The sequence below is a fragment of the Flavobacterium sp. N502536 genome, assembly GCF_025947345.1.
In the GTDB taxonomy this organism is placed as follows: domain Bacteria; phylum Bacteroidota; class Bacteroidia; order Flavobacteriales; family Flavobacteriaceae; genus Flavobacterium.
The window spans coordinates 5,023,431-5,036,168 of the sequence record NZ_CP110011.1; the positions used below are offsets into that span (position 1 = coordinate 5,023,431).

Sequence of the window (12,738 nt, forward strand, 5' to 3'; positions counted from 1 at the left end):
TCGATTTAAGGGTTAGGTTTTTCTATTGCATCATATGGTGATATTCTCGCTTTCAACATCTTCCAGTTCTTCGTTATTGACCCAAACCATATTATCAATTTCGTTGGATAAACTGGCTACGGTTGGATGGTTAAACAGTTCGGACAGGCTAAGTTTGATTTCAAATTCGTTGTGGATCAGGTTGAACATTTTGACGGCTTTTAGGCTGTGTCCGCCGAGGTCAAAAAAGTTATCCGACAAGCCTATTTTTTCGATTTCTAAAACGTCTTCCCATATTTTAGCCAGTGCTTTTTCAGTGGCTGTGGCGGGTTCGATATAGGCGGCACGCTCGGTTTCTAAAAGGGTAACTTCCGGAAGTCTGGCTCTGTCTACTTTTCCATTGATGTTTAACGGAAATTCGTCTAAAAAGGCAAAATGACTTGGAATCATGTATTTCGGCAACTGGGCTCTCAGCCAGTTTTTCAGGGAGCTGCTTTCGATTTCTCTATCGGCCACCAGATAGGCTACTAAATTTTTCTCTCCAGACGCACTGTCGCTTATGACAACCAAAGCGGAATCTATGGCCTCATGCGAGCATAAGATGTTTTCGATTTCTCCGAGTTCTATTCGATAACCGCGCAATTTTACCTGATTGTCTTTTCGTCCGATAAATTCGATCGTATTGTTGGCCGTCCATCTTCCTAAATCACCGGTTTTATAAAGTCTTTCCTGTGTATTATAAGGGTTTGTTATGAATTTGGAATGGGTTAGTTCGGCATTGTTCAAATACCCTCTGGCAAGACCATCACCTCCTACACATATTTCACCAATCGCTCCTTTCGGCACTAACTGATGATTTTTATCCATCAGATAAACGGTACTGTTGCTTATTGGGACACCTATCGGAACAGTAGTTTTTATTGGCAAGTCAATGGTATGGGTTAGTGAAAATGTTGTGTTTTCAGTTGGCCCATATCCATTGACAACTACTAATTCAGGGTAAGTGGTTTTCAGTTTCGTGATATGATGGGGAGATAAAACATCACCTCCGCATACTATAGTTTTCAGATTTTTAAATAAGATGAGGTTTTCGTCTACCAGCTGATGCAGCCAGCCTGCGGTGAGCCACATGATGGTTACGTTTTGGTTTGCCACAACTTCGTTCATCCCTCTTACCGACAGCAGGGTATTTTCGTCGCAAATGACCAGGGTTCCCCCGTTTAAAAGCATTCCCCAATACTCAAAAGTAGTGGCGTCGAAGGAAAATGCACCGGTAGCCAATAGTACTTCTGCTCCCGTAAGGTTTATAAAATTGGTATTTTTGACCAATCGTACAACGCTTTGCTGTTCGATTAAAACGCCTTTGGGTTCGCCGGTAGAACCTGAGGTATACATGACATAAGCCAAATCATTTGCTTTCGCATACTTGCTTTCAAACTGAGCCGAATACTCGTGCTGCGTTTTTACAAATTCTTCGATCAAATCAACCCGAATCAAACATTCGGCATTGGCATCTTTAATGATGTAACTGATTCGTTCCTGAGGATAATCGGCCGCGATTGGGACGTAAGCACAACCCGATTTCAGAAGGGCTAAAATGCTTATGATCTGCCATTCGCTTTTTGGCAAATAAACTGCTGCCAAATCGCCCGTCAGGTTGCAATTTTCTTCTAAATAATTGGCAAGTTGATTGGCAATAGTATTGAGTTCCTGATAACTGTACTTTTTCTCTTTATAGACCAAAGCTGTTTTTTCAGGGGTCAATTTGACTTGTTTTTCAAACAGTTCTATAATAGACGACTCTTTTGGGTAATGGGTTTGATGACCGCTCAATTCTTTTAGCAAATGCTCTTTTTCAGCAGCTGTCAAACAATCAATCGCGCTTATTTTCTGGTCGGCCTGAGTGCTGATCTGCAATAGGATCTGCTCTAAATGATGCAATAATGAGGTGATTTTTTGAGCAGAAAACACATCGCTATTGTACTGTAAGGATACGGTAAGTGTGTTGGCTGTTATTAAAAAATCAAAGGTCAGATCAAACTTGGCATTGATACCGTTTCCTATTGCATCAATAATGGTATCAATACGCGCTGCATCTTCTTTTGGGTTGTTTTCTTCTCTGGCGGTAACGACAATGTCAAACAGCGGGTTTCTGCTGGCATCGTATTTAATGTTTAAAAGACTGATTAACTCATCAAGCGGAAATTTTTGATGTTCTTTGGCCTGAATGACATTCTCTTTTACTTGTTTTAAAATATCTAAGAAGGAGGCATTATCCTCTAAATGTGTACGTAACGGAATTGTGTTGGCGTAAAAACCTATTTGATCAAACAATTCAGGATAATCACGGTTTACGATCGGGCTTCCAGTAATGATGTCCTGATCGCCGGTATTTTTATAGATTAAAACATTGGCTGCTGCCAAAAAGACCATGAAGAGCGAAACTTCCTGACGGTCGCACAAGCTGTTTAGTTCTTTTAGGACACTGCCTTCCAAAACTTTAGAAATTACCCCTCCGTTATGTGTTTTAATATTAGGCCTTTTTTGGTCTCCCAATTCACTCAAAATCGGTAAATTGCCTTCAAATTGTTTGAGCCAGTATTCTTTATCTGCTGCAATGGCATCGCTTTTAATGGTGCTCTGCTCCCAGGTTGCATAGTCTTTAAATTGTACAGCCAAAGGCGGTAAAACAACTTCTTTTCCTTCATTGTACTTTTCATACAAAGCATACAACTCTTTTACAAAAACATCTGTAGACCAGCCATCAAAAATGATGTGGTGGAAAAGAATGCTCACGATCCATTGGTCGTCTTTGGCACTTATCAATCCAACCTTCATCAATGGAGGTGTTTCTAAGTCAAAAGAGACATCGCCAGTTGCTGCAAGTGCCTGTTGTAAATTTTTTTCTAAGGTTCCGCTGTTGCGCAAATCCAGATACTCAATTTCTAACGGATCTAGTTTTTCTACCGGAACGATTATTTGTCTCGGTTCTCCGTTTTCATTGGTAACAAAAGCGGTTCTTAATATTTCATGTCGCTCTATTAAATGCTGCAATGCCTTAGTAAAAGGCGCAATGTTTACCGCCGCATTTTTAACATCTATGATTCTAATATTGTATGCTTTATTGGCCTGTGTATCTATCGAACAGATATTCCACATTCTGTATTGAGAAGAAGACAAAGGATAACTCGCTGCTATTGCTGCGGGAGGAATCGATACCGTATAACCATTCAAAGAGCTGTCAATAAAGAGCGCCTGTTCTTTTATGGTCGGATGGGTATAAATTTCCTTGATGTTGAGGTGGATTCCAAAATTCACAAAAATTTGATTGGACAGTTTAATCATTTTTAAACTGTGTCCGCCCAGATGGAAAAAGTTATCCTCAATTCCAATCGTTTTTCGATCGAGAATGCGCTGCCATATTTCGGTCAGTTTTATTTCGGTTTCGGTTACTGCCCCAATGTATTCGGTTTCTTTTACCGTGTTGATCTGCAACGGATGCGGCAGTTTTTTGGCATCTATTTTTCCGTTTACGGTTAGCGGAATTTCTTCCAGTTGTATGTAATAATCCGGGATCATAAAAGAAGGCAGTATTCCTTTCAGAAAAAGAGCCAGCTCCTGTGGTGCCAGTTGTTTTTTGGCTTTTAAATAGGCTACAATTTCTTTTTCTTCTCCTGATACTGTGATTGTTTTGGCAATAGCAAAATCGACATGCTCATTTGATAAGAGTGCATTTTCTATTTCTTCTAACTCTATTCGATATCCTCTTACTTTAACCTGATTGTCTTTTCGGCCTACAAATTCTATTTTACCATTTGGAAGTCTTTTCACCATATCTCCCGTTCTGTACAGCTTTTCATCTGTCTTGAAAGGATTTACGATAAATTTTTCGGCGGTTATTTCGACTTTATTCAAATAACCTCTTGTGACCTGATTTCCTGAAATACACAATTCACCAATGCTAAAATAAGGGCATAATTTTAAATGATCATCTAATACATAGGTTGCATTATGAGCATTGCTTTTTCCGATTACTGCATTTGGAAATTGTTTTACACCTGGCAGATAACTTTCAGATGTGATAAAAATAGATCCTTCGGTTGGTCCGTAAAGTACATTGATGACAGCATTTGTAAATACTTCTCTAATTTCTTCGAGTATCCCCACCGGTATTTTATCCCCTCCAATAAATATAGACTCTATATGCTGGTATAGTTGTTCGCTTTTATTGGTTTTAATGTGATCGATAACGGCTCTCATCAGGGTTGGCACGGCATGAAAACTATTGGTGTGGCTAAGAATTTTCGTGAGCTCACCCATGTCTTTTATTTCCTCATTGGGTACCATAACCACTTTTCCTCCTGCCAATAAAGGGTGGAATAATTCGAAAAGAAAAATATCAAACGAATTGGAAGCCAGTAAAGGCATTGAAGGCTTTTGAGAAATGACAAAATTGTCTTTAGTGTTGACCAATAAAGCGCAAATGTTGCTGTGTTCCACCAATACTCCTTTTGGTTTTCCTGTTGATCCCGAAGTATAAATAAGATAAGCCAGATCTGAAGGTGCAATTGTTACCGCTGATGCCGCTGCCGCTGTTTTTGGAGTTGCTTTGAAACGGTTGATAAAATCGTCGTCGATAATAATCCCGCAATTGGTGTCTTCCAGTATATAATCTACCCGGTCCTGTGGCAAATTGATGTGCAGGGGAACATATACAGCACCGGCTTTTAAAATTCCCAACAAGGCCACCACAAGCCAGTCGCTTCGGTCCAGCTGCAATGCTATAAAATCTCCTAAACCAACGTTATGTTCCACTTTAAGGAAGGCTGCAAACTGATCTGCAATTGCATTTAATGCTGCAAAGCTGTACTGCTCTTCACCATAAACCAGAGCAATATTATTCTGATTTTCGGCTACCGCATTTTCAAACAACTCCACCAAAGTATATTCGGGAGAAGTTTCATTCAGTCCATCATGTCCGGATAACGACAATACGGCTTCTTTTTCGGATTCTTTTAAAAGTTCTATTTCTGAAACCGGAAGGTCAAAATTGGCCACTACCGAGTTTAAAACCTGCTCAAAATGATCCTTAAGATAGGTTATGCTGCTATTTTCATATTTTTCAGCATTAAAAGTAAAACGGATGCTGATGTCTTTTCCCGGAATAATAGCGAGTGAAAAGTCATAGTTTTCACCTTCATAAAATTCGGTTTCTAAAAGCGTAATGTTTGTTTTTTCGTTTTCGGCCAATTCACTGGTTATGGCTTCGGCAGCAGCATAGTTTTCAAAAACGATGATATGATCAAATAACGGCTGATTGCCATTAACACCAAGCTGTATTTCGCTAATCGAATTGTAATGGTACGGCAGACTTTTGATCGCCTGCTCCTGTGTTTGCAACAGGATTTGTTTTACTGTAGTCTGATGGTCGAATGAAATTCGCACCGGAATTGTATTGATAAAAAGTCCGATAATATTGGCCACATCATAAATTTCTGCGGGCCTACCCGATACCACTCCACCAAAAACTACGTCGTTTGTATTGTTGTATTTGGCTAATAAAATTCCCCAGACGGTCTGAAAAAAGACATTCTCGGTAATACCGTTTTGCTGGCAAAAAGTACCAAGCTGCTCTCTTAAGTCTCCGCTAACGGTATAAAAAACTTCTCCCGGGCTATAGGCATCCGTGTTCTTTTTTGGAAATGGCAAAGTGTTTATGCCCTGAAAGTCCTCTAAATACTGGTTCCAATATTGTAATGATTTTGCTTTGTCGTTTTTCATTAACCATTTCACATAATCTGAATAGGAAGTGACTTTAGGCAAAATGTTTGTTTTCCCCTGAACCAATCCTTCGTATAAAGCAAAAAACTCACCAATCAAAATGCCAATGCACCAGCCATCCATAATAATGTGGTGGTGGCTCCATATCAATTCATACTGATTCTCATTTGTTTTTACTACCGTAAGACGCATTTGTGAACCTGTACTAAGGTCAAAACTCTTTGCAATATCCTGCTCTTTTACGGATGCTACAGTCTCGTTCGAATTTTGAGTAATGTCCAGATAGGTAAAATTGGACGGAACCTCATTTTGAACAATTTGTAAAAGATCTTCCCCTACATTATCGCGGAAACAAGTTCTCAGCACATCGTGTCTTGCAATCAGCTGATCGTAACTTTCTTTGAGATAATGAAGGTCAAGTTCGGCCTGTATTTTATAAGACGATTGTTCGAAATACATGGATTTAGAAAGTTTCCAATGGAAATAAATTCCTTCCTGCAATGGTGTTAACGGGTATATATCTTTAATTTTCATGGTTTTTTGACTAGTACGGTTATAGCATTTTGTTCAATTCCTCCAGACTGCTTAAATCCAGCCCTTTGTAGGTAAAATCAACAGGGGTTAAATGAGTTTCTTTTTCTTCGGAAAGACCCGAAATCAAATGTTCCAGTTCTGTTTTATACGCTTCTTTTAAGTTTTCTATGGTTTCGTTTTTGAAGTAATGGGGATTAAATGAAAGCATGAGCTGAAGCTGACCGTTGATTAAGATTCCTGATATATCGAGTGTTCCGGTTCTTTCGGTATCCGCCGCGATTTCCTTTCCTTTGGCGATATCGGTAAATTGAAATAACTGGTCTTTTTTCTCCGATTTCCCTAAATCAAAATCGCCCAGGTAGTTGAAAGAAACATCGGCTTTTATGTTTAAATCACAGCCTTTTAGGTATTTTAAGATCCCGAATCCAATGCCTTTATTCGGAATTCGATGCAGCGTTTCTTTTACTTCTATGAGCTGATGAATGTTATCGTGTTTCTTTTTAAGCGCAATCAATACCGGATAGATTGTCGTAAACCAACCCACGGTTCGGGTTACATCTGTGTCTGAGCTGATGTCTTCTCTTCCGTGGCCTTCCAGTTGAATGGCTACATTTTCTATATTGAAATTTTTACCTATTGCCAGCGATAAGGCTGTAATCAAAACATCGTTTATGGTGGTTTTATACGCTTTGTGTGATTCTGTCAGCAATTTTTCAGTAGTGTTTTGATCCAACTGAAATACTTTTGTTTCAAAATCTTTATACAAATTGACACCCTGATACTCAAAATCTTTAGGAAGTTCTGAGGTATTAAATTGTGCTGTTTCGTTTATCGATGACCAGTACACTTCCTCTTCCATCATCGTCATTGAATTGGCATATTCCAATTGTTTTTCCTGCCAGTATTTTAAAGAGTGTGTTTTTAAAGGCAATTCTAATGCTGTTCCGGCTTCGTATTGTGCGTACAATTCCATTAAATCTTCCAGAATAATTCTCCAGGAAACCCCGTCAACCACTAAGTGATGCGAAAGCAACAGCAAATAATCGGCATCCTCTTTTTTTAAGAGAACTGCTTTAAACAAAGGGCCTTTTTCTAAATTGAAAGAAGATTGATGCTGCTCGCAAATTGCATTGAATTCAGCATCGGCAACATTGGAATGCACATTCAGACTAAATTCAAAACCTTCATTTTTAACTTCCTGAATCCAGTGACCATTTTCCTCTTTGAATACTGTTCTTAAGGCATCATGATGCGCAGTTAGTTTTTGAAAAATTTGTGTCAGTCCTTCTTCAGACAATCGCTTTACTGATTTTAATACAATCGACTGATTAAAATGATTTTTATTTCCGGAGGTCTCTTCAAAGAAATATTTCTGAATGGGTGTAAGCGGAATGGTTCCTTCTACCGCAGTCTGGTCTATTTCTTCCTTGACCAATTTTACGTGCAGCGCCAGTTCCTGTATAACGGTATACTGCATAATATCCTGTACCGTCAGTACAAAACCAATTTGTTTTAGTTTAGAAATAATTTGAATGGCTTTGATAGAATCGCCTCCCAAGGCAAAAAAATCGGCTGTAACACTTACATTTTCTTTTTGCAATATTTGCTGAAATACATGTACCAGAGCAGCTTCAATTTCGTTTCCGGCTGGTATATAAGCGTCTTTGTGTAGGGACTCTTTGTTGGCCAAAAGCAACAGGGCCTTTTTATCTACTTTACCGTTTGGCAATAACGGAAATTCACCCGATTGTGTGTAAGTCCCTGGGATTGCGTATACCGGTAATTGTTCTTTCAGATGTTTTTTCAGATCGTCGATATTGAGTGTGGTACGGGTTAAAATATGTCCTACCAAAGCCTCTTCGCTATAGGTTACCACTGCTCCGTCGATGTCTTTGAAATTTAACAGGGCATTTTCAATTTCTCCCAGTTCCAGACGATTTCCTCTGATTTTGATTTGATTGTCTTTTCGGCCTAAAAACTCAATATTGCCATCTGAAAATCTTTTCCCTAAATCCCCCGTTTTGTACATTTTAGTTCCGGGTTCAAACGGATTGTTTATAAATTTTTCTTTGGTAAGTTCGGGGTTGTTTAAATACCCGCTCGATAATCCTTTACCGGCAATATGAAGTTCGCCGATAAGCCCGTCAACTGCCAATTCATTGTTCTCGTTTAAAATATAAACCGAACTGTTTGCAATGGGTTTTCCGATTGAAGGAATAAACTCCTGCCCTTGCTCATATACATAATAACTGGCCCAAACCGTACATTCGGTAGGTCCGTATTCATTAAAAAGTTTACAGTTTTTTAGGGTTGCAACACTCTGATGTAAATCAACCAGTCCTTTTGTGCATTCTTCTCCCGCTACAATAACCGTTTTTAATGTATGGGTACGCTCTTCCAATTCGCTAAGCAACAATTGATAGTAGGAAGGAACGGTAAGCAAATGAGAAACCTCTTCGTCCACAATAAGATCGACTATGGTATGGATGTCCGAAACTCTGATTTTCGGTGCAAAAACCAATTTTGCTCCGCCTGCAATGGTGCCGAAAATTCCGGCGATCGAACTGTCAAATGAGATGGAAGACAGTAATAAAAATGCTGTTGCATCCGGATACGTATCAAGTCTGGCAATGGTCGAAAACATTAAATTTCCATGATCTATCACCACTCCTTTTGCATTACCTGTAGATCCTGAAGTATAAATTACATAAGCGGCATCAGCAGGATTTACCTGCACTTCCAGAGTGGCATTTTCTGTTCCAAGAGCATCCATCTGAATGTCTGTGGCAAAAAATTCACCCGTATAAAAGTCGAGATCAAAAAGATACTCCGATTGTGTGAGCAGGACGTTTAACTTACTGTCCTGAATAATATGCTGAATTCTTTGTTTTGGATATTCCGGATCTATTGGCACATAGGCACTTCCCGTTTTTAAAATTCCTAAAATGCACACTAATACATTTTCAGAATTGTTGATCATTAGTCCGATAAAATCGTTCTTTTTAAGGCTATGATTGGCCAGCAAATAATTGGCCAGTCGGTTCGATTGCTCGTCTAATTCTTTATAGGTCAGCTTTTTGTTTTTAAAGGCCAGTGCGATCGCTTCGGGCTTTTTTTGTAGCTGTTCTTTAAATAAATCCAGTATTGTTTTTCCGTGATCGTAAGAAAGGAAATCCCCTTTGGAAATTTGCAAAAGCGCTTCTTTTTGCTGCGCTTCGATATGTTCTAATTTATAGATTTGTTCGTCAGGATTGTTTACAATTGAGTTCATGATGACCGTAACATGACCGGCGATCTGCTCTACGATTTTTGCTGAAAAAACATCGGTATTGTACTGAATGTTCAACACCAAGTTGTCCTTTTCTTTGTAGAAACTAAAAACCATATCAAATCGGCTGGTCGCTAATTTTTCTTCAAATTCATAAGCCCACACTTTCAGGCCTTCCAGACTTTCGCTTTTTTTAGAGTTGTCATTTTCTCCGTAAATGACCTGAACGTCAAAAAGAGGGTTTCTGCTCGGATCTCTTTTTAAGTTTAACTCTTTTACGAGTGTAGCAAAAGGAAACATTTGATGTTCGTAAGCCCCAAGTACCTGCTTTTTGGTATAATCCAGCAATTCTAAAAAAGTGTTTTCTTTTTTAAACTGCATTCGCATGGCCAGCGTATTTCCGTAATACCCTATCTGGTTTTGCAAATCGGCATCTTCCCTGCCGGAAACCGGAGTTCCGATGATGATATCCTCCTGAGTCGAAAATTTATACAACAACGTATTGATTACGGCTGTCAATCCCATAAACATGGTAGCGCCATTTTCTCTGATCAGTTTTTCAACTGCTTCTGATAATTTTGCATCGATTTTCTTTTCTACAGTACCGCCATTGAAGGTTTGCAGTATCGGTCTTTTTTTATCGACCGGCATGGTCAGAACCGGTAGTTCTCCGCTGAACTCCTTAAGCCAGTAGGTCTTAAGCTCTTCGTATTTTTTGCCAGTAAGCTGTTCGTTTTCCCAGTGGGCATAATCCTTATATTGGATTCTTAAAGCATTTAGATTGTTGGCTCTGTTTTGCTTTTTCGAATTGTATAATTCCAATATTTCCCCAATAAAAATATTCATCGAAACAGCATCCACAATGATGTGATGAATGGTGTAAATAAAGGCCCATTTGTTTGGTTCTAACTGGTAAAGCTTTGTTTTAAAAAGTGGTCCTTTGGATAAGTGAAAAGGAATTACAGCATCCTTAGCGATTTGTTCTTTTAAAATTTCATCCGCATTTGCAGTATTTTGTAAATCAGCATATTCAATCGAAAAATCAATCGCTTCGATCGCTTTAACCACCTGATTGGCGCCTCCGTTTCCATCTTCTTCAAAGACAGTTCTCAAACTTTCATGACGCACTACTACTTCCTTGAGAGATTCATTTAAAGTATTTTGATCCAGTGTTCCTTCAAAAATATATCCTCCTACAGAGTTGTAGGCCACATTTCCTTTTTCGGACTGACTTAAAATCCAAAGTCTTAATTGTGAAGAAGACAGCCCGTATTTTGCATCCGGATTGCTGTCAATTTTAGGAATGACTCCCGCTTTGTCGTACTTGTATTGGTTAATAAAACTAATTAAATCGGCTTTGTTTCTTTTAATTTCGTCAATAATATCGGGAGTTAACGCACCCGTAGGCGCTTTAATGTCAAGATTATCGTCTTTTACGTCAATATGAATGTTCTGTTCTTTTAGTTTTAAATATAAATCTGATACCATAAGATGAATTATTAAAGGAAATAAATTGATATTAGTTTTTGTGTGGGAAGGATTAAATCGGAGTTAGTACGATAACACGCTTTGTTTAAACAGTTCTTTTTCGGCAAATAATCTTTCGGCGACGATGCCCCTGTTTTGGCAATCTTTGATTAACATATTGGATTGTACGATTGGGTTGGATTCGTCTGTATATTCAACATCCAAAATGTGTCGCACCCACGGTTCTTCTCCCATGGCGTATACATAGACTTCTTTGACATTAAAGCAGTTGACCATCTTGATTCCTTCCTCATAATTACTGCCTCTTCCTCTTCGGCTGAAATCTTTTTCGCGTTCCTGTTTAGTGGTAAAAATAGGTCCGTAAACCCAGGAAGCAGGGGCTCCGTCGCATTCCATTCCCATAAACAAAACATCGACATCACCGATAATTTCATGCACATGTTCGTACAATTCAGGCGACTGATTGCAGGAGTCTGCCACTGCCAATAGCGAGTAACCGTCTAATTCGACGTGATACGAAAGTTTGCTGTTGATGTGAATGTCGTGGTGTTCTCCGATAAATGGAATTCCTGTAATTTTTATACCATCGATAGCCGAAATGGTTTGCAGTTCTTCTAATTCGATAATGTTTTCGAAGCCCAGGTTTCGCAGCAATAAATTCAATGATGGGTCCTGTATGGCTCCGCCTATGCTTTTTCCAACTACTATGTGTTTTACTTTGTGTCTGATTTGCAGCATCGTTTCCATCAATATGTGGTCGTGATGCCCGTGTGTGATGAGTACATAATCTATTTCGTCCGGCAAATCGTCATACGTAAATCGGGATACATCCGATTCGTAGGTGTAACTCAAAACCGGATCGAGCACGATAGAGTGTTCTTTGGTTTCGATCAGGATACAGGCATGTCCGAAGTATCGGATACGCATGCTGTCTCCGGTATATTTTTCATATTTTTTAGGTTCCTGTGTGGTAAACAAATCTTTAAACAGTGCTTCATCGTTTTTATCAATGTTCAGCAGGTTCGCAATGTATTCGAAAGTTTGAGGCTCACGTTTCATCTTAAACAATTCGTCGATTTGTTTCGATTTAAAAGGCAATTTTAGTTCCAGTGCCGCCTCCAGGTTAGATAATCTTGGCGTAGAGAAAATAAAAGGTCTGTCTGCATCCTTATTAATTAAAGACAGTTTCACCGTTTGAAAGGATTCTACATAATACGGACTTGCATAAATCAGCGGTTCGTAAAACCTAAAGTCGGGTCTGTGATGTCTGTCATAATACAATTCGACATACCCTCTGATTGCCGAAGGAACTTCTTTGTAAAGCGGCTGCATTAAATGTCCGGTGGCTTTTTTCTTCAGCAGTTTATCCAGTTCTTTTACGGCATCTGTAAATTCAAAAAGCGGCGCTGCCATTTGTTTTGTTCTTTCGAGCAGGGCGGCTACTTCGTCAACGTGTTTTTTATCTAAATCTATAAAAGGGCCTCCTCTAAACGCAGGGTCTTTTACGGCTGTCTCATGTATCACAGGATCGTTTATATACGATTCCATAATCGGAATGTAGCGGTTCACCACGTTAAATCCCGTAAGGATTGGCGGTATAATATGATGCCATGCGTACCAATTTGAAATTAACGGTTCGACCTGTACGTTATTTTTCAGATATATTTTTTGAGTAGCCATTTCAATAG

Annotated in this window: 3 protein-coding genes; all 3 read right to left on the bottom strand. The window is 39.1% G+C overall.

The annotated features are described in order from the left end of the window. Window positions 1-30 precede the first annotated feature (30 nt). The gene (locus OLM61_RS20810) at window positions 31-6,294 is read right to left on the bottom strand and encodes a non-ribosomal peptide synthetase (protein WP_264524500.1); all 6,264 of its coding nucleotides are present in this window, start codon (window positions 6,292-6,294) and stop codon (window positions 31-33) included. Between the two features lie 19 nt (window positions 6,295-6,313). Further along, on the bottom strand, window positions 6,314-11,050 hold the full coding sequence (locus OLM61_RS20815) for a non-ribosomal peptide synthetase (RefSeq protein ID WP_264524501.1): 4,737 nt from the start codon (window positions 11,048-11,050) through the stop codon (window positions 6,314-6,316). A gap of 63 nt (window positions 11,051-11,113) precedes the next feature. Then, window positions 11,114-12,730 carry an MBL fold metallo-hydrolase gene (locus OLM61_RS20820; protein WP_264524502.1) on the bottom strand — a complete coding sequence of 539 codons (1,617 nt, stop codon included), beginning with the start codon at window positions 12,728-12,730 and terminating at the stop codon, window positions 11,114-11,116. Between the last annotated feature and the right edge of the window lie 8 nt (window positions 12,731-12,738).